Raw genomic sequence first — 20,789 nt, 5'->3', positions numbered from 1 at the left:
ATATTTTTCTGTTTTCCTATTGTAAGAGTAATAAATTCATTATTATTTTCCATAGCTTACCTCACTTTCACTTTCAATGCCTGTTTATAGTTATGAATATGAATATTTTTATGTGCTCCGCCGTCTTCACCATCAAGAGTCCACTGTAAATCTTCATCTGCTTCTATAGTAATATCTCCGGAATGAAAATGGCAGATATTGTCAGTCTTCATATCCATAAGAATAAAGGAATTAATTATATTTTGCAAGTCTAATGGATTTTTAGGAGTTCTTACAAAAATAGCATCAAACTCTCCATCATCTAAATATACCTCCGGACCTGTTATACCCTTGAATCCGCCTACTGATTTTGAATTAGCTACCATCCCAAAAATAAAATCATCTTCAATAACATTACCATCATACGATATTTTAAGATGATAAGGTCTTATTTTCTGAAGGCTTTTCACTCCCTCTAAAAAATATGCAGCCTTTCCTATTACATTTTTTACATCCTGCGAAGTTTCATAAGATACCTCGGTAAAAGCTCCAAAAGCAGCAACATAGGTAAAATAACTGTATAACTCTTCTTGCTTTCCTACACAAAAAGAACCAATGTCCACCGCTCTTTCAGTTCCTGTTAGTATCACATCAACAGCATCTTCTACTTCCTTAGGTATCTCAAGACTTGTCGCAAAATCATTCACTGTTCCCACCGGAATATAGCCTACTACAGGTATATTCTCACCATTCTTTTTCGCCTCCATAAGACCTTTAGCTACCTCATTAAAAGTCCCATCACCACCTGCACAAAGTAATAATTCATACCTATGTGCCTCATTTTTAGCCATCTTCGAGGCATCTCCACTCTTAGCGGTAGGAAACACCCTAAGGTCAAATCCTTTTGATGCAAAACTTTCTAATATAAAAGAAACTTCTTTTCTGATATTCCCTTTACCCGAATTGGGATTATATATAAATAAAAGTTTGGACATACTATTGACCTCCCTCTTTAATCAAAAATTTTATAATTTCTTTCTTTGATAGCTATAAGTGCTGATTCCTTTGACTTATTATCATAAAACTCTATTCTGAGTACACCCTCTGAATATTCCCTATTATGTGCTATTCCCATATTTTTTATACTTATTCCCTTTGCTGCAAGAATAGATGCCATAATTGCTATTGATCCCGGCTCATCAGGAACATATAAAAGTATCTCATGTGAGACAGCCATATTACTTTTCCTAAGTGGCAATGAATCCCTGTAATCCTTGTTACTGTCAAAAAACTCATACAGCTTATCCTCATTTTCCAAGGCAATCCAGTTTTTTACTGCTTCTAATTCTTCAATATATTTATCTAAAAATTCAGAAATACTTTTTTTATTTGAAATACAGACATCTCTCCACATCGCAGGCGATGAAGAGGCTATCCTCGTTATGTCCCTAAAGCCTCCTGCTGCAAGCATTGCTAAAAGACCGTTTTTGTCATCCGCCCCGGCTACTGCACCTACTAAAGAAGATGCTGCCACATGGGGCACATGACTTATAGCTGCAGTTATACTGTCATGCTTTAAGGCATCTATCACTATCGGAACTGCTTTGGCCTCTTCCACTAAGCTCCTAAGTATATCTAATTTATCTTTTTCTGTATCTTCAAACGGTGTTAAAATATAATATGCATTTTCAAAAAGACTTACACTTGCATTAGTATATCCCGTTTTTTCAGAACCTGCCATAGGATGACCACCAATAAACTTTGCTGTAAGTCCCTGCTTAACAGCTTCTTCTGCTATATTTCCCTTAACACTTCCAACATCTGTAATTATACACTCTTGTTTTACAATAGTTTTTAACTGCTTTAAATAAGCAATATTTGACATCACAGGAGCTGAAAGCAAAATCAAGTCAGCATCTGAAAATTCCCTTAAATCCTTAACTATTTCATTAAGGATTCCATCTTCCTTTGCAAGGAGTAACTCATCATCTTCTGTTAATTTATAATTATATGCCACAAATACATATTCAGGATGCTTTTTTCTCCATATTTTTGCAAGTGAACCGCCAATAAGCCCAAAACCAATAAATCCTATTTTCTGCATAAATCTCTCCAAACTAACCGTTCTTATAAAGATGATAGCTTTAAGCCTATAGTTTGTCAATGCTTTTAATATACCTTTTTTACTTCTGCCCTTCTCTCCTCCCAAATTTTTTTCGATAAGTCATATGCAAATAAATCTCCATCAATAAATTTGAACTCCCTGCCTCCCGTGCTATACTTTCTCCTTCCAGCAGTTTCATATTTCCAGTTATTAAAATACCCTTCTGCCTCATTTTTATCATTTATATAGCTTAAAATCTTTTCTCCTCCCTTCATAGCGGAAATATCTGCTGAAACTATCAGCTGACCACTTTTAATCCAAAATTTTTCATCAAAATTGATTGACATATGTTTTTTCATGTAAGTTTCCAAGTTAAACCCTTTCTCACATACATATATGCGTTCGGGTAAAGAGTACTCTCCTTCCCATCTTTGAATATACCTATTACTTCCTACAGCTAATAATTGTTTAGGGAGCAATGCCCTGTCATACCTGAATAAACCTATCTCTTTATCACCATTTTTTACACAGTGAACATTGTTCTTATCTTTTTTACTGCCAATTTTTATTAGACCAAGCATCCTATCGTCTTTTTCAGATACTTCTTCATAGTAAATATCAACTGCTGTTCTTTCTGCTGTCACATTATTTATCACATGAAAATCAAAGTCCAGCCTTATCCCATATATCTCATCATAATAATTACCTATTGTAGTCATCGCATACTTAACAGCATATCCTTTCTTAAAAGCACCTTCATTTTTAAAGTTCGGATTATCCCCCTCTATTAAAGGCAGTTTATCAAGCTTGGCTCCACCACCAAGAACAAATTCCCCATTATTGTTTTGCCATATCTTGGTATTTTTAACATTTTTAAGTGTAAAGTCTATAAGTCTCCCACTAACTTCAACCCCTATCCTATTTTCAGCAGCATAATTTTCTCTGGAAAGATTAGCATAGTCTTCTGCACTTTGCTGATTTAAACAATTTATTGCATAAGTTCTTACTAAAATTACATATTTTCCTTCATCTACAGTCATTGGCAGATGAAAATGTGTATTTCCCGATACCTCTACAGGTTCATTTGCATGGCACAGTCGCCCATCAGCAAGTACATCAAAAGGGAAGATAATTTCTTTTTTTAGTACATACTTCGCATAATCTCTATAACCATATCCTTTAATATCCAGATGTTTACCGGTAGTTAAAACATCAATATCAAATCCTTTTTCAAGTACAAGCTGATACAAAGATTTATCCGGTTTTATAAGCTGACACCAGTTCTTTGCATCTGCTATATTATAATCACAGATTACAGGTGTATGAACTGTAACCGGATTTATTCCCTCTATATCAAATTCAAGATTATCACCATCTTCCGGATTTATACTCTTAGTTAAAACATATATTACTTTCCCACTGCTGTCATAAACATCATTCTGTGTAGTTCTTTCAATTTTATTGCCAAATTCATATAGTACCTTCTTTTCAGTTTTTTTACCTTTTGCCTCAGCTTCAACAGGAACAGCTGTTTTTTTTCTGACTTCTTTTCCATCCATAATGACTTTTCCATTAATAGAAAGGCTGTCATTTTTTACCAAAACATCCCCCACTGCAGCCTCAATTTCCTTTTTGGGATTATATGGTGGTATGTTTGAAGCATTTATATGTTTTGTGCCCAAATTTATTATCTTAAGACTTTCCGGTGGAGGTTTTAAATGTTTATTTTCCAATGTATCTGCTATGCATTCTATTTTAGGTCTGATGTATCCTTTGGGAATCATTTTAACTCCGCTATCAGGCAAAGCCTGATTGTATAAGATTGCACCATCCAATGTATATACCTCCAAATTATCAATATACCAGTATGAATACTTTCTCTTTATTTGTGTTATATAATCCCTCTTTTTAATTGCTTTGTGTACTACGGCATTTTTTCCCTTACCCGTAACCCAGCTCAGATGCCAGGTTATATAACTCCTTACCTTATACAACTTCTCTCCACTTTTATTTTTAAATCTATATTTAAGCAGATATTCTTCAGTAACAACATTTTTATAATAATATTCATCTGTAGGGATACCATCCACAATATCAAAAGGTGAATTATCAAGAGTTCCGGATTCAATCACTCCTATAGGTTCCGGTTCCTCAAGTTCATTGGACATTTCATCCTCATCTTCTTTAGGAATTCCGTTCTTTCTCTTATATATCCCTACTACTACCGCATTATCAGCTCCCAAAGTCAACTTCTGTACAGCTGCTTTATCTCCTGATTGATGATGTTTTGGATCTATTGCACCTTCTTCAGCATATTGTTCACTTGCTTTCAGTTTATATTTTATTTTTTTATTGTTCTTTGTAACAATCAGTTTTTTAGGGAAAATAATTTTTACATCGTCACCCAAATACTTTTCTCCATTTTTGTATTCATAATGAGGATTGTTGATTTTATTCCCATTGTCCAATACCTCTTTTACCACAGAATTATTTAACTTAATTCCGGCTTTTTTCTTTCCTATAAGAAAGCCATTTTCATCAACATACTTAACAATTACATTAGAATAAATATCATATACAAATTTATGATTATAATAATCATGATTTAACCATTGTTTTTTAGCTTCCTCATTCCATTGTTCAGCATTTTTTATCTTTATTATATCTGTCAAATCATTTTTTCTGATTTTTTTAACTATATTTTTTTGACTATCATAATCATACTTTTCTCCATTTACATAGATATATTTCCCTTCCGGTTTAAAAAAGTCCGCTTCTTTCTTCAACCTATAAGCAGCAATAACCTTAGTTTTTATATTTAGATCTGAAACAACTGAATATGTCTCAAAAAATGTATCCAGATATAAATATTTATCACCTTTTTTATATTTTTTTATCATCTCAGAGTAAAATCGGCTATTAGAAATAATTTGCTTTTTCACATATTTCCCCAAAAGTACATTATTAACTATATAATTATCCCCCTCTTTTCCAATATGCGTTGCCTTAACAGTATGCTTATTGACATACAGCTTTATCATCGGACTGGTTCTTTCAAGTGGATATCCTAAATTTTTAGAAGGCTCTAAAGATAAATAATAGCCTTTTATCTGCCATCTGATTCCTGTACTTGCTATACCTGCCATAGATTTCCATTCTATGTCACCATTATTTTTATTTATAACAAAATCTATTGAAGCTTTTACTGTTTTAAAATTAAACAAAGAAATATAAGCCATTACAAAGGCAATAATAAAGCAGGTCAATTTACATTTTTTCATATTTTTCATTTACTTTCATAGCCTGTATACATATCATCCTCTTTTTATTTCAAATTTTAATCTATTAATTTTACCATTTGCATTTCTTCCAACAGAACCTATATAATCATCATAAGGTTCTATATAAAAGCTGCTCTCCGGTGTATTGCCGGCAATACTAAATTCATTATATTTTGAAAATATTTTACTGCCTCTATAATTAATTATCTTAACCTCTATATCATTTTGATACTTTCTTGTAATATTTATAACTTCTGCCCCAGTCAATATTTCCGTATCATATTTCGCTAAATTATATTCTCTATAATCCTTTTCCTTTTCAATAATATTATTCAAAAAAACATTTCCCAAAGACCTTCCCTCATGCATTACCAAAATACTAAAGCTGATAACCACACAAGTTATAAAAATTCCTGCTGAAATAGTCAGCATTTTCAAAGAATTTTCCAAATCTACCTCCCCATCATTTAAGTCCCAACACACATTCCTTACAAGGCAATCCCCCTGACAATGCACACTCTTCCATTGAAGAATATATTTTAATCAAACTTCTATTATCAGGTAGGTGGCTACAGAAATATGTATTATGATATATATTATTATATAAGAAATAATATATTCTTTCTTTGTTTTCAGACTTAAGCTTATAAATTTCTTTCAAATTTCCATTAGACTTTATGTCTTTTCCAGATTTAATAAAAAGCCGGTCTTCTTTTATTTTATTTACATACTCTGACCAAAACATAGTTCTTTCATTTTTTGATACCGAACTTTTAGCTCCAAATAAATCTTTTTTCAAATGATCGTCTGAATATTTATGTTTTATATTATATCCGGCAGTTCTAAAATCATCCTGTACATCACTTGCTCCTGCACCTGCTAATTCCATTATCTTATTTTCTGAAATAATACCTTCTTCATACATCATGTACAATGACTGTATTTTTAAACTTCCTATAAATACAATAACCATTATAAACACAGAAACAAGTGAACTAATTTTGGATATACTCGTTTTCTATCATTCCTCCCAACTCTACAGTTTTTTGCGGAAACATATTAAACATTTTACTCTTATCGTGTATTGCACAACATATTTCATCACCAATCTTAAACTTATATTTGGAATTATTTTTTAATAAATTCTTTATTTCTGCATCTGATACTTCCATATAGAACTCATGACTGTCAATAATATCACCGGCATTAAAAATCGGTCTCACTGCCCTTTTTCTATGCAAAAGCCTTACTTCCTTATCTTCAGCAATCTTAGAAAGATTAACATAAAAATTATTCAATTCCATTCTGTCAATATATCCCGTGTACTTAACTTTATCTACAAATCTATCTGTAAGATTAATAGTTTCGATATCTATAAGCGACTTTATCCTTATCTGAATAAGATATATGGGACATATAAATATCAGTATAAACCCTATTATTATGCTCCAAAATTTACCAAAAACCTCCATACTATCTCCATCTTAATCATTTTTTCCAGATTTTCACTAAACACTTCATATAGAAAAATCTGGCTTATTGCTGCTGTAAATAACAATAAATTAGCTGATTTTTTTAATAATTCTAATATTCTAATCATCGTCTTCTCTTATTGAACCTGTTGGATAAAGGTAAGCCTATCCACACTTCCATCATCTTTATATTGAACCTTGCCAACAAAATTTCCATATTGATAAACATTATCCGTAAGCCACGCTGAAGTTTCAACCTTAACTCCTTCAGATGATTTACCCTTTGTTTCATTGGTAACTATATAAATATTTGTCTTACCCTTTAATCTTTTTGCCGTTCTTATCACTTCATTACCGGATAAGGTCAGACCATTATAAAACTCAATCCCTCCATTTCCCATCTCTGTTGTGTATTCCCCCATCTGATTTATTCCTTGTGCAGCTATATCTTTAGCTTCCCTAGTCACAAAGAATGCAATACTTATAACTATACAGGTAATAATCACTCCTGCCGCCAATGTCAATCCTTTTAATCCGTTACTCATATTATTTCTCCTTTCAAAATTTACTCCAAATTATTGGAATTAAGTTAATTTTACTGTTACATCCAAAAGATTTTTGATACTTATAACTAAAAACGGTACTATCATATAAGCTCCAACAGTCAGCATAAATGGCAAATATAAAAAAGTAGAGATAATTGCTTCTTTTTTTCTTACTATGAGTTCCTGCTCCTGTCGTCTTTTTGCCGTGTAGTAATCTTTTCTTGACATCAAATCCTTAAAAGCTTCACTTATGCCTATTTTGTCACTTGCTATCAGGTCATCAATTACATTTATAAAGCTTGTCTTTTGCCAACGGCTCCTTAAACCGTCTAATGCCTTATGCTCATCAACATCCAGCTCATCTATGCAAGAAGCCACACTCTCTTTAAGAATAAGTGTAAAATTTTCAGTCCATAGCAAAATTTCTTCAACCGTCATTCCTATAACGCTCGCCAAAGAAATAGTCATAAGCCTTACTTGCCCTATCTCCTCTTCAAGAACTGCTTCATAAAACATCCCATCTATAACCAGACCTGTATATGGAATGTAACTCATTAAAAATGAAATAAATATTATTGGAATAATCATAAAATACGATAATTTCCAATATCCTGCCCACATAGTGATAATTCCAAAACTGCTGAAGAAACAGAGCCACCGCATTAATATAAAATGCTGATATGATTTTTCCGGAAAATTCTCATTAAAAATTTTAGCCACTTTCCCATTTTCCATTCCCCTATGCTCAAACATCCATTTCAGCACCTTATTTATATGCTTATTTTCCATCAGCATTGATAAAATCGGTTCTATTCCATCTTCTCTAATTTCTTGCATTTTTTCAAAAAATATGATAAAGAGCATTGTAACAATTATGCATATAATCCTAGTCAGACTTCCTCTAAAACCATTATAAAAATCTGCTAAATCCCCTACCTGTGATACTGCCCATCTTTCCATTACCGGCATTGTTATTATTGCAAAGCTTATTGCAAAAAATACCGTACTAAAAATGAAATCTTCTCTTTCCCATTTTAATAAGTCTGAATCAATATTTTTCTGAAGCTCATCTATGTTAGATATAAATATATTATCAGCATCTCCATATTTTATACCACATTGGCAAATTGCTATGAAAATAAACAGAAACCTATTAGGGCTTGCTACTTTATAATTTTCCGGAATCCCATTTCCATCCAGTTCCTCTTCAATTAATCCAAGGTGAAGTTTAAGTTCTTCTCCAGCAGCTGAAAAAGCTGCCAAAAAAGCTTCCTCCACATCCCCAAAACGATAATACTCCCTTCTCAACTCATTTAAATACATAGATAACTGTTTAAGCAGGTGCTTTTCCTGTTTTCTCTTCCACTTTGCAAAACTGTCTTCATACATCGCTATTCCCAAAACTAAAGCCCCAATAAAGTATTTATTATCACCGCCCGCAATTATCAAAGCTATCGCAAATATCAATATTGACTTTAATATATTAGTCATTAACAATTTAACTGTATTAACTCCCAATCCAAAATCATCAAACGGCAGATATCTCCCAACCTCATATTCTGTTTTTCCTATAACTAATTTTCCTATGCCACTTAAACACAAAATTTTATAAATACTATATAAACATTTTTCCATCTTTTACCTTCTGCCACTGCCTGATATATTTGATAAAATCCATTTCTTCACTTTCAGACAGCCTTTCATAAATAGCCTCCTCCGTTTCTCTGCTTAATTCCTCCTTCAACATATATTCACCCCGTATATTGCAGGCAATAATCTTCTCAGTAAACCCCTGCTCGTTTTCACAAGGCACAATCTCACTTATTTTTTCAATATATCTTTTACCCAAAGAATTCTTTTTAACGTGTATGTTTATTCTTACTGAATTCACTGCCTGCATAAGTGCTACTCTTTCATTTCTAAAATTTCCCTGCATAAGAAGAGAATTTCTTATATAATGCACAAGAGCTTCTGTGTTCTTTGCATGATGGGTAAATAAGGTAAATGATGATGCATTCTGTGCAATCTGAACCAAGAAGAGCACTGCCTGCATAGTTGCAACTTCTCCCAATATAGTCACATTACCATCTGTTTTTTTAGTAAAATCAAGCCCCTCCTGTATTCCTATCCCATCAGTTTCCTTAAAGCTTACTATATTCCGCCCCGGTAACCTGGAACGCAGATGTAACTCAAAAGACATCTCTGCAACCCTTATATTCAGCCAATCAGGAATATACTTGACCATTGATGCTAAAAGAGTAGTTTTTCCTGAGCCCTGCTCACCGGTAATTGCAATCAATCTTTCACCTATTACCAGATATTTCAACAGCTTAATTATATTATCCGCTCCTTCTCCTATTATTATGTCCTCTAATTCCAAAATATTTTCCATTCTGAATTTTCTTATAAAAAAACTCCAACTTTCGCAAAATGGAGGTCTGGATATGGATGCCCTAGAGCCATCTGCAAGTTCCGTTACAACATATCCTCTTCTCTCCGATAGCTGTCCAATTCCATAACTTTTGCATAAATTTCTGCAAATTCTCTTAATTTCAGCCTCTCCGCTAAATTTTAAAAATGAAAGACTTATTGTATTACCTTTATACATCATCCAAACATAAAAACTACCGTTATTATTTGAAACTCCACCGGAAATTCCATCTATTACTAACGGCAACAGAGTATCTATAATTCCGTTTCCTTTGTAATTTTCATAAATTTTTTGGCATAAAAATTCCATTTTCTCCGGAAAGGAAACTTGATGATTTCTAATTTTTGTAAAGGCTCGGTTCAATTCTCTTTCCCCTATGTCTCTTTTATTATGCCTGTTTATCACTTCTGAAAAATATATATCAATTAATTTTTCAAGTCCAAGTTTCCCATATTTTGCTATACTCTTTTCTAACATCAGTTTAAATTTATATTCAGCATCTTCCATTAAAAATAAGCCAATGTTTTCTTCAGATATTTTATATTTCTCTGACAGCAATGATGTAATGTAATTTTTAACAAATATCTTGGATGCCTCATTTCCTGAGCCACAAGTTCTTAATGCCTCTCTCAATTCCTCCCTTCTTTCTATTCTTGCCATTTTTTCTTTCATCAGAAATGGTCCGATATTCAAATTAACCCTTAACAGCTGTGTAAAGTCTCCTTTTACAGCTATTAAAAGTTCATCAAAGCTGCTTATCATATACTCAGCTCCTTTTCCTCTTGCTTCTCTGCCATATCTCTTATATATGCTGTAAGTTTTCTCAGCTGTGAAACCAATTCATAACTTTTTTCTCTTCTTGTAGACCACAAATTTTTTATTAAAAAACTTGCTAAATTACCATTTTTACATATTCCTGCCAACGATTCATAATAAGGAATATATGATATTCTCTCTTCCGTAATACCATACTCAGACATCAATTCGTCAAATTTAGTATCAGATGCACTTTTATACCTGCTTACAATGAAATAAACTTTATTTTTATCTAAAGAATATTCATTTAAAATTCCATTAATATCAATGTCATCCTGTGGTAAGTTAATAAATAAAAGATCTGCTCTTTCTATAATCTTCTTTGTTGTCATAGTATGTGTTCTTTTTAAATCTGAAAATACTACTTCATACCTTTCATTTAGTTCATCTAATAATCTGTCAATTATCTTATTCATTTCATAATCAAAGAGATCATGGTTTAATGAGTTTTGTGGAAAATAATGCAACCTGCCATTTGCCATCCTTAAGGCTGCATTACTTAATCCATTTACCGGAAGCCCGGCCTTCATTAATCCATAAAAATAATTTATATTATTATTTCTATTATAGTAAATTGGTTCTTCAAAAAGAAATGGCAACTGTTTTTTACCAATTAAAATATCCTCTAATCCATATCTTCCCGGAACATGATTTTCGAATAGTGCTACTTTTTTCTTATATCTTTGAGCATAAAAATGAGAAATCAGCGCAGTATTAGTAGTAACTCCTGTTCGTATCTCTGCACTGCTCCAAAAGGCCACAAGCATAAATACCTCCCAAACATTAAAAATTGAATTAATTTGATTTAATAAAGTAATAAATAAAAATAAAGAACTCTATCATCAGATTTAAGTTATATGTTTCCCTAAAAAAAATAATACTCCCTAAAATATCATTTGTAAAGATATTTTAAGGAGTATATGAATAGAAAAAGTATCTGATTTTTTGTACAATTCAGACAAAGTTTAAACCCAGTAATTTACCAAGTATTTTTGTGCAAACTATACATAATATTAAGCTAATGATATACAAAATAGCCAAAATTTTTGTCATTTATTCAGTTTTACTTCAATAGAGTAGTAAAATATCAATTTTTTTTAATATTAAAAATTTATTTTGCTCCATACTGCTTATAATATTCATCAATTCTTACTTTAAGCTCATCATCAATGACAATTTTTCCCTTGACTTCTCTATTATATAAATACTCTATTACTTCTTTCATCGTAACTATTGCTCCGGTAGGAAAACCATATGTTTCTGCAACTTCATTAAGGGCACTTATTTCCCCCTTTCCCCTTTCACCTCTGTCAAGAGAAACCATCATTCCTACTACATTTATATCTCCCATTGACTTTATGATAGGATAAGTTTCTTCAATGGACTTGCCCGATGTAGTAACATCCTCAATTATAACCACCTTATCCCCTGATTTCATCTTACTTCCAAGTAATATTCCTGTATCGCCATGGTCTTTGATTTCTTTCCTATTAGAAGAATATCTGATTTCCTTTCCATAAAGTTCATCAAATGCTGCTACTGTAGCTACAGATAATGGAATTCCCTTATAAGCAGGTCCAAACAGTATATCAAAATCATCACCATAAGCTTCATGTATTGCCATTGCATAGAACTTGCCAAGTTTCCTTAACTGTCCGCCGGTAACATAAGCTCCTGCATTCATAAAAAATGGTGATTTTCTTCCACTTTTAAGCGTAAAATCACCAAATTTAAGAACTTCACATTCAACCATAAATTCAATAAACTCTTTCTTATACTGCTCCATATCAAATCTCCTAACTATCTTGTTATAAATTCTATAATTACATACAAATGCCCTATTTAATAAACTTCAAAGAAATTCCTACTCAATAAAAAAAGCTGTCACTACTCCGGTAACAGCCTCTTTTATCATTATTTAATTACGCACGCTCTACACTGCCACTACGAAGGCATGCAGCACAAACATGCATAGTCTTAGCACCGCCCGGAGTTTTAACCCTGACAGTTCTTACATTAGCCTTCCAAGATCTGTTGTTTCTTCTGTGGGAATGACTCACAGCTATACCGAAGCTAACGCCTTTTCCACAAACTTCACACTTTGCCATTACAGCACCTCCTCTATCTCCAATGGAAATTTTAGATTATCTAAACACAAAACACACTAGCAAGTATTTTAACAGAATTTCGTTGTAATTGCAAGTCTTATAACTTAAATTTTTTAATAACCTCATCAAGTTCCATGGAGAGTTCCATAAGGGCATGACTTTCATTCTTTACCTCTTCAAATGTCCTTGCCTGTTCCTCAGTAGATGCAGAGATTTCATCCGTAGCAGCTGAATTTTCTTTTGATAATGCTGAAGTATTCTGCATAATATCGTATAATTTTCCTTGTGCCTCGCCAATCTGTTTGTTTGAAATAATAATTTCATCCATAGCCAATTTTAGCTTAGTAATTGCATCTGAAATTCCCTTAAAACGAACTTCAACTTCATCAACATTATGTGCCTGATTAACCACTATTTCAGCAGATTCATTTATCTTTTCTACTGCATAAGCTGTACGCTTTAGCAATTCATTTACAGACTGATTAATATTCTCTGTAAACTTACTTGAATTTTCTGCAAGCTTTCTTATTTCTTCTGCAACTACTGCAAATCCCTTACCTGCCTCACCTGCCCTAGCTGCCTCTATAGCAGCATTCAATGCAAGAAGATTGGTCTGCTCTGCTATAGAACGAATCATCTCACCGGCTGACTTTATTTCATCAACACTTATCTGGGTATTGTCAATAGCCTCCTTTATCTCCCCTGATATAACTTTATTGCTTTCAGTAGACTTTAAAAGCTCTAACATTGTAATCATTCCCTCATTCTTTAACTCTTCTGCATTTCCCGAAGCATCTTTCAATATTTTAAGATTGGAATCATTTTTATCAATCATTTCACTCAAATTTTCCACCTGAACCACACCAATTTGAGTATCTTCTGCCTGTGAACTTACACTATGTGCTACAGTTTCCAAAGTTTTTGCAATCTGTTCTGTAGATTCACTGATTTTATCTGATTTATCAAAGAAACTCTGACAGGATAAATTCAGCTCTTTTGAAGAATTAATCATCTTTTCTATAATTTCTACGAAATTTGCCTTAAGCTCTTGAGTTGCCCTGTAAATATCTCCAATTTCATTTTGTTTGTTCGAATAATCATTCTCAGGCTCAGCTCTCAAATTATATTCTGCTAACTTTGTAATATCTTCCTTCAAGGACTTTATAGCCTTAGCTAAGAGCGATGCAATGAAAAATACTGCTACAATACCAATGACAAGTATAATTATAGAAATTACAAGCAATAATACCGTAAGTTCCCCACTAGGAGCATATACTTCATCCTCATCTATAGATGTAATCAAGGTAAGCCCTCTGCTCTTAAGATTATAATAACCTGCCAGTTTTTTATTACCTGAAAACTTATACTCTCCTACGCCTGAATCATTTTGCTTTACTTCATTATTAAAAAAATCTACCAATCCATCATAAGCAGTATCCGATGCCTTATCCATTACATTAATTCCTTCTTCTACTAACTGGCTGTTAGTATGAGCAATTAACTGTGTATTACTGTCAAATACCGAAAGAATACCTGATGACTGCCATTCAAACTCTGCGCAGAGTTTATTCATAAAGTCCATGCTTTTCACTGCTCCAAATACACCTTCTATCTGACCATATCTATAGTATGGAGCTGCAATTACTATAACTTTTGAGCCATCCTTTGTATCATTAATTATTTCAGATATGTAAATCTTGCCTGCTAATGCCTGCTTGAAATATTCCATTTCAGAAACATCAAACACTTCAGCTTCAGGAGTTATATTTGTAGCTTTCCCCACAAGATCAGTATAAAAAAAGGTTTTAAATCCAAGTTCCTTTGCCCTATTTCCAAAAAAGTTTGTTTTTTCACTCCAAAGTGAGTACCTATCAGCTAAAAGAGCATTTTGAGAAAGTTCAGTTACAGAACTCTCAACCAGCTTCATTTCCATATTTATGTTGTTGGCTACCTGTCCAACTATAACTTTCATGTCATCATGCACCTGTCTTCTAAAATATTTTTTTACCATACCCTGCGTTACAAGAAGCATGAGCAAACTGGAAACAATGAGTATTCCTGCAAAACAAACCGTAATTAATGTTTTAATTGATAATTTTCTCATTTTTTCTCCTCCAAAAATTAAATTTTTAGTTATTAATGCAGAAAATTCATTATTTCATAATTATATAATTGTTAAAATATTATATAATTATAAATATTTTTAACTACTTATTATGAATTTTCATCATTCTTATTATAGTTACATTTTAATAAATTTCTGATATTTTTGCAATAGTTTTATCACTATTTTAAATTAATTATTAAAATTCTAAAAATAATTTATTTTTAATAGATAATTTTAAATAATCTTCCTATTAAAACAAAAAGGTAGCAAACCTTATAATAGGTTCTGCTACCTTCATTTCAGTAATTGCATTTGAGTACAATTGCTTTATTTCTTAGACAACTTTTATTAATTAAGTTTTATATCACATATTAAACTTTGAAACTTCAGCTTGCAATTGCATTGCAATATCAGCAAGATTTTCACTAGCCTGTGAAATATCTGCAATAGACTGAACCTGAGTATCTACATTAGCTGCAGCTTCCTCTGTAGTAGCTGCATTCTCTTCAGCTATAGCTGAAAGATTCTCAACAAACTTAATTACATTGCTATTCTCAGTTTCAATAGTCTTTGAAGCTCTGTTTATTTCACCTACAATAACCTTGGAGCTCTCTACAGCTTTTGAAATTTCCTCAAACTTCTCGCTAGTTTCAGCAACCTTTCTACTCTGCTCAACAACCATCTTATTAGAGTCTTCCATCATGTCAACTGCTGACTCAGCCTTAACCTTCAGCTCGTCAATAACACCTCTGATTTCATTTGTAAATCCTGCACTCTGTTCTGCAAGCTTTCTAATCTCATCAGCAACTACCGCAAAGCCCTTACCTGCCTCACCTGCTCTGGCTGCCTCTATAGCCGCATTAAGAGCAAGAAGATTTGTCTGGTCTGAAATAGACTGTATCATTTCAGAAGCACTTGATATCTTCTCAGTTGCCTGGTTGGTCTCATCTATAACCCGGCTGACTTTAGTTGAGATTTCCCTGTTCTCATCTGATATCTTAATCAGTTCTTTAAGGGTCTCATTACCTTCGTTCTTGCACTTATCTATTGTCTCTGTAGCATCTGAAAGTTCATGTAAGGTTTCAATCATAGCTTCAAGAAGTGAATTAGAGGTATCTACTGATTGAGCTGCACTCTGTGTGTCCTGTGCCTGGCTTGTAGCTCCCTCAGCTATATTGGTAACCGCTATCGACACTTCATTTGCCATCTCAGATGTTGCCTGAGCTGTTGCTGTAAGCTCTTCGGCTGTTGCAGCAGTATTTTGCGAATGAGATGAGATTCCTGATATTACGGATACTAAAGCGGCACTCATATCCCTTATGGATCTCATAACACTTCCTATTTCATCTTTGTTATCCATATACCTCGCTGCCTTCTTCGCTTCGTCATTCACATCTAAATTATAATTAGACATTTTCGACATAGCTTTCTCAACAATAGATAATGGGCATGCCACTTTTTTGTATAACAAAACAATTATTATAGTTACCATGGCAATGATCAGGCTTATGTTAAATATAATAGTTATCATTGCAGTTTGTTTTACATCTTTAAGCAGGTAATCCATTGATGTTACCGATTCAAAACACCATTTATTGTTTACCCCTTTTAGATTAACAGGAACATATATCTCTTTACCCATAAGATTTGTTCCGGCTATTATTTCTTTGTTTATTTTGTACCCGTTAGCAACAGCTTCTTGAACACTGTTTTTAGCTTCAGGAATTTGGTCAAATAAGTTTTTCAAAAGCTGACTATCATCCATAGCATTAGCAACAAATATCCCTTTATCAGTAATTACCCCTTTAAAATCTTCAGAGCCGTTAGAGTTTTCTTTTAATTCTTGTTGTACATCATCAATTAAAACATCTACCACAATTACGCCTATACCAGTCGACTCTGATAAAATTGGAAAAGAATATGATGTTACCATTGTTCCATCTGTGTCAAGATAAGGGTCTGTTATTATTGTTTTTTTCTCCGACAACGGGCGTGTATACCACTCTACATTGTCAATGTTATCCTCATCAACAATACTTATCTTTCCATCATTTTTTTCTATATATTTTGAAAATCGTCCATTATCAGCATCTTTGCCATCAAACTTATTAGGCTCAAAGAATATCCCTATCCCATATACCAGGTCATCATATTCCAAAATCGCCGAAATATTACTAAGTATCAAATCCCTATTTCTATTTTCTGTAGGGATTTTTGACATTGTGTTTTCCACTACTGATTTTATATCGTACCCAATTTGATAAGCCTGTGTAAACTTCATTTCTAACTTGCTTGCGTATTTTCTCGTTTCCTCTAACCTGTAATTCTCTCCATTTATAATTGCTTCCCTATAATTTTTTTGTGTATCATAAACTGCTTTTCCACCAAACACAACAAATAATATTACCGCTATTATAATTCCTGTCTTAACACCAAGGCTATTTAACTTACTACTTTTTACATCCATACTATGTTTCTCCCTATCTTTTCTCTCAAAAGTATTTAACATAATTTAAAATAACTATCCATCAAAGTTGGATTTCAAAACCATAATTGTATGTTTTTGAGTTCAGCTTATATTATTCTTGATTTATCACCTAAATAATAAACTTGGAAACTTCCGTCTGTAAATCTGTCGCTATCTCAGCCAAGTTTTCACTCGCTTCAGATATGCCCTGTATTGATTGTACTTGTATATCTACAGATGCAGAAACTTCTTCTGTTGTCGCTGCATTTTCTTCTGCTATTGCTGAAAGGCTCTCAATAACCTTTGTTATTTCTTCATTTCCTTTAACAATAGCTTTAGCCTCTTGCGATACTTCATTTACTATTTCTTGACTCTTCCCTAAAGCCTCAGTTATCTGATTGAATTTATTTCCTGTTTCATCAAGTTTCATTTCTTGTTCATTTACAGCTTCTTTTGCAAACTCCATAGCTTCAACAGCTTTTTTAGTCTTTTCCTGTAAATCGGTAATTGTAATTTTTATATCGCCTGTAAATCCCGCTGTCTGCTCAGCAAGTTTTCTTATTTCTTCTGCAACCACTGCAAAGCCTTTCCCCGCTTCGCCAGCTCTGGCTGCTTCGATTGCAGCATTCAAGGCAAGTAAATTAGTCTGATCCGAAACCGACTGTATCATATCACTCGCACTCGATATTTTCTCTGCACTTTCATCTGTTTGAGCGATTATCTCAGCTATTTCTCGAGAACTCTCACTAACTCTGCCTGTTGCAAGCAACAATTCTTCTAAGGTTTTACTTCCTTCTTCTTTCTTTTCGTTTATAAATTCTGTTGATTTATACAATTCTTCCAACACAGCCAGTGTATGGCTTAATAAATTATTTGTATTTTCTACATTCTTAGTTGCATTTTGAGTGTCTTCTGCTTGACTTGTAGCTCCATCTGCTATATTACTCACAGCATTTGCAACCTCATTAGCAGTTTCTGTTGTTGCTTGTGTAGTTGCTGTTAGCTCTTCTGCTGTTGCTGCTGTATTTTGAGCATGGGAAGATATATTTGAAATTATACTTACGATATTATTCTTTAAAGTTGTAGTAGAATCATAAATATCGCCTATCTCGTCTTTTCTCCTTGAATAATCTTTTACAGATTCTTTGCTTAAATCGTAATTTGCTATATTAAGTAAATCTGTTTTTAAGTTTTTAAATACATTAGCTAAAGGTCTTGCAAATGTAAAATATATCATTGCTACACCAAGTAAAGTTAAACCTATTATAAGTAGCAAAAGATTAAACTGTAATTTATTCAAATGTCCAAACATTTCATCTTCATTTATTGCAACAAGTGTAATATACCCTCTCTCTGCTATATTACATATCGCTCCAAACCTTTTCTTCCCAAACCAATCATAAGTTCCTACAACATCTGTTTTGCTATCAATTGCCCTTTTGAAAAATTCTGCAACAGACTTATACTCTTTATCTGTACTTGCTTTTTCTATAAGATTAAGTCCACTTGCAAGTACATCAGCATTGGTATGTCCGACAACATTTGTAGTTTCATCATAAACTGCAATATTTCCGGTTTCGCCCCATTTAAAATCTGCACACATTTTTGAAATAAAATCTACACTTTTTATGCCGGCAAAAACTCCTGCCAACTTATTTGTACCCGGCTCATAGTATGGCGTTGATATAATAATGATTTTTTCGCCCGTCACTACATCATTTATTATGGAGCTTGTATATGTTTCTCCTTTGATGGAATGCTTAAAATACTCAGTATCCGACACATCAAAAGTTTCGCTTTTTTGAGTGAGATTAACACCTTTACCTTTTTCATTTACTGTAAAAAATAAACTAAAGCCGGTTTCTTTAGCTCTTTTCTCAAAGAAACTCACAACTTCATCCTTTGTGTACCCCCCCCCCCCATAAAAAAGCATCGGATTTATAGCAAGTTCTTCAACAACTTTCTCCGTCGTTTCTATGTCAGATACAAGTTTTTCCGACACCTGTTTTGCTATAACATGCATATCTTCTTGCACCTGTTCCTTAAAAGCGTTATATGATAATACCGAACTAATTGACAGGATAATCATACATATTAAGGTTATAGTTGCAAAGCCACCCAACAAAATCATACTTTTAATGCTTTTAAATCCTTTTTTCTTCATGTCTACCATTCCTTTTCTTATTTTTTATTTTTATGATACACGCCTCAAAAGTATAAAATTCTCTTTTGACACGCAAAAAATGGCTGCTTACTCATATTTTTACAAGGATTACTTCATTTTGCACTAGCACTAATAAAAATTCACAATTATAAACTTTTTAACTGCATATGGTTTATTATATAGAGCCGGCATACTTACCAAAAAAGCTTTCATGGAATATAGCTTTATGAGAATACCACAATCTATATCCATCTGTCAATCAGTTTTCTCCGTAAAACTATTAATAAATTGCTGCTTGTAGTTTTTTTTCAGCTTATATGAAACATGGTGTTGCATTTAGTCTGATAGGTGCCTCTTACAAAGGGAATTTTAGGAAGGGACACAATTAAATGAATTTAGCTGTTTGAAAAATACAACCTTATGTATAGTCAAAAAAAAACACCAGCTACACTTATGTTTCACTGGTGTTCTTTATAAATAATATATGGAAAAGAATCATTTATCGAATATAAATGCAATAATTTATGTCTTTTTATCGACAATCATCTTTCCTTTTAATAACAAATCCTGCCATCGCAATCAACATCAAACCTGCCACATAATAAAAGTTATTTGATGCACCTCCGGTTTTCGGAAGGGTAGTAACTCCTTTTGGAATTTCATCTGTATCTACCTCAACATACTTATTTGTTCCATCCGGCATTTTCTTCTTCACATAGCGTCCTTGAGGTGTTCCATCTTCATCTACCGCTATAAATTCATCCGGACTGTTAGGATCATTAGGATCAGGTGGTTCGGATATCGGATATTCCGGTATCTCCGGTGTTGGTGGCGGTGTCACCGGTGTTGGCGGTGGTGTATTCGGGGTCGCCGGCGGTGGGGTCACCGATGTTGGTGGCTCCGGTGGGGTCGCAGGTGGATCTTCCGGTTTTTCCGGTGGAGTATTCGGGGTCGCCGGTGGATCTTTCGGTTTTTCTGGCGGATCTTTCGGTTTTTCCGGTGGATCTTTCGGTTTCTCCGGCGGTGTATTTGGGGTCGCCGGCGGATCTTTCGGTTTCTCCGGTGGTGTATTCGGGGTTGTTGGTGGCGGTGCCACTGGTGGTGCCGGTGGATCCGCTGGCGGATCGTTAGGGGTTACCGGCGGCGGTGCCACTGGTGGTGCCGGTGGATCCGTTGGTGGTGCCGGTGGGTTCGCTGGTGGATCGTTCGGCGGTGCCACTGGCGGTGCCGGTGGATCCGTTGGTGGTGCCGGTGGGTTCGCTGGTGGATCGTTCGGCGGTGCCACTGGCGGTGCCGGTGGATCCGTTGGTGGTGC

Annotated in this window: 18 protein-coding genes and 1 pseudogene; 1 reads left to right on the top strand and 18 read right to left on the bottom strand. The window is 33.7% G+C overall.

All coding sequences use genetic code 11. The annotated features are described in order from the left end of the window. Positions 1-56: 56 nt before the first annotated feature. The 17 genes from ACTTKP_RS05410 to ACTTKP_RS05330 all read right to left on the bottom strand — a co-directional run bounded on the left by ACTTKP_RS05410 (position 57) and on the right by ACTTKP_RS05330 (position 20,360). Positions 57-974 carry a diacylglycerol/lipid kinase family protein gene (locus tag ACTTKP_RS05410; protein ID WP_442552886.1) on the bottom strand — a complete coding sequence of 306 codons (918 nt, stop codon included), beginning with the start codon at positions 972-974 and terminating at the stop codon, positions 57-59. Between the two features lie 17 nt (positions 975-991). Continuing rightward, complete coding sequence (locus ACTTKP_RS05405; protein WP_442552885.1) at positions 992-2,083, bottom strand: prephenate dehydrogenase; 1,092 nt, start codon at positions 2,081-2,083, stop codon at positions 992-994. Positions 2,084-2,148: 65 nt separating this feature from the next. Continuing rightward, a complete protein-coding gene (locus ACTTKP_RS05400; protein ID WP_442552884.1) occupies positions 2,149-5,373 on the bottom strand; it encodes a DUF5704 domain-containing protein in 3,225 nt (1,074 codons plus the stop codon). A 24-nt stretch (positions 5,374-5,397) separates the two neighbouring features. Next, on the bottom strand, positions 5,398-5,814 hold the full coding sequence (locus ACTTKP_RS05395) for a hypothetical protein (RefSeq protein WP_442552883.1): 417 nt from the start codon (positions 5,812-5,814) through the stop codon (positions 5,398-5,400). 13 nt (positions 5,815-5,827) lie between these two features. Beyond that, positions 5,828-6,337 carry a hypothetical protein gene (locus ACTTKP_RS05390; RefSeq protein WP_442552882.1) on the bottom strand — a complete coding sequence of 170 codons (510 nt, stop codon included), beginning with the start codon at positions 6,335-6,337 and terminating at the stop codon, positions 5,828-5,830. Between the two features lie 22 nt (positions 6,338-6,359). Then, positions 6,360-6,836: a hypothetical protein gene (locus ACTTKP_RS05385; protein ID WP_442552881.1), complete on the bottom strand. Its 477-nt coding sequence runs from the start codon at positions 6,834-6,836 to the stop codon at positions 6,360-6,362. Beyond that, positions 6,806-6,964: a hypothetical protein gene (locus ACTTKP_RS05380; RefSeq protein ID WP_442552880.1), complete on the bottom strand. Its 159-nt coding sequence runs from the start codon at positions 6,962-6,964 to the stop codon at positions 6,806-6,808. Before ACTTKP_RS05380 ends, ACTTKP_RS05385 begins: the two co-directional genes overlap by 31 nt. A 9-nt stretch (positions 6,965-6,973) precedes the next feature. Next, positions 6,974-7,381 carry a hypothetical protein gene (locus ACTTKP_RS05375; RefSeq protein WP_442552879.1) on the bottom strand — a complete coding sequence of 136 codons (408 nt, stop codon included), beginning with the start codon at positions 7,379-7,381 and terminating at the stop codon, positions 6,974-6,976. Between the two features lie 39 nt (positions 7,382-7,420). Beyond that, positions 7,421-9,016, bottom strand: coding sequence for a hypothetical protein (locus ACTTKP_RS05370; protein ID WP_442552878.1), 1,596 nt, complete (start codon positions 9,014-9,016; stop codon positions 7,421-7,423). Further along, complete coding sequence (locus ACTTKP_RS05365) at positions 8,997-10,574, bottom strand: ATPase, T2SS/T4P/T4SS family (protein ID WP_442552877.1); 1,578 nt, start codon at positions 10,572-10,574, stop codon at positions 8,997-8,999. Before ACTTKP_RS05365 ends, ACTTKP_RS05370 begins: the two co-directional genes overlap by 20 nt. Next, positions 10,571-11,395, bottom strand: coding sequence for a hypothetical protein (locus ACTTKP_RS05360; RefSeq protein WP_442552876.1), 825 nt, complete (start codon positions 11,393-11,395; stop codon positions 10,571-10,573). The genes ACTTKP_RS05365 and ACTTKP_RS05360 overlap by 4 nt, the downstream gene beginning before the upstream one ends. A 344-nt stretch (positions 11,396-11,739) precedes the next feature. Then, positions 11,740-12,414, bottom strand: coding sequence for an orotate phosphoribosyltransferase (pyrE, locus tag ACTTKP_RS05355; protein WP_442552875.1), 675 nt, complete (start codon positions 12,412-12,414; stop codon positions 11,740-11,742). Between the two features lie 136 nt (positions 12,415-12,550). Beyond that, positions 12,551-12,736: a 50S ribosomal protein L28 gene (rpmB, locus tag ACTTKP_RS05350; protein WP_442552874.1), complete on the bottom strand. Its 186-nt coding sequence runs from the start codon at positions 12,734-12,736 to the stop codon at positions 12,551-12,553. 97 nt (positions 12,737-12,833) lie between these two features. Beyond that, positions 12,834-14,840, bottom strand: a complete 2,007-nt coding sequence (locus ACTTKP_RS05345) for a methyl-accepting chemotaxis protein (protein WP_442552873.1) — start codon at positions 14,838-14,840, stop codon at positions 12,834-12,836. Between the two features lie 367 nt (positions 14,841-15,207). Further along, positions 15,208-17,310 (bottom strand): methyl-accepting chemotaxis protein, encoded by a 2,103-nt coding sequence (locus tag ACTTKP_RS05340; protein ID WP_442552872.1) that lies wholly within the window; start codon positions 17,308-17,310, stop codon positions 15,208-15,210. 130 nt (positions 17,311-17,440) lie between these two features. Further along, positions 17,441-19,474 carry a methyl-accepting chemotaxis protein gene (locus ACTTKP_RS05335; RefSeq protein ID WP_442552871.1) on the bottom strand — a complete coding sequence of 678 codons (2,034 nt, stop codon included), beginning with the start codon at positions 19,472-19,474 and terminating at the stop codon, positions 17,441-17,443. A gap of 532 nt (positions 19,475-20,006) precedes the next feature. Further along, positions 20,007-20,360, bottom strand: a complete 354-nt coding sequence (locus ACTTKP_RS05330) for an LPXTG cell wall anchor domain-containing protein (RefSeq protein ID WP_442552870.1) — start codon at positions 20,358-20,360, stop codon at positions 20,007-20,009. A 2-nt stretch (positions 20,361-20,362) separates the two neighbouring features. Here ACTTKP_RS05330 and ACTTKP_RS05325 point away from each other — a divergent pair, with 2 nt between their 5' ends. Continuing rightward, a complete protein-coding gene (locus tag ACTTKP_RS05325; protein WP_442552869.1) occupies positions 20,363-20,605 on the top strand; it encodes a hypothetical protein in 243 nt (80 codons plus the stop codon). Here the strand turns inward: ACTTKP_RS05325 and ACTTKP_RS05320 are convergent. Continuing rightward, positions 20,602-20,789 (bottom strand): annotated as a pseudogene (locus ACTTKP_RS05320) (hypothetical protein); the annotation flags it as partial. The gene ACTTKP_RS05325 and the pseudogene ACTTKP_RS05320 sit on opposite strands and share 4 nt — an antisense overlap.

The organism is Catonella sp. (genome assembly GCF_052169795.1).
In the GTDB taxonomy this organism is placed as follows: Bacteria; Bacillota; Clostridia; order Lachnospirales; family Lachnospiraceae; genus Catonella.
Note: the sequence above shows the minus strand (reverse complement) of the source record. Positions and strands in the feature narration are given on the sequence as shown.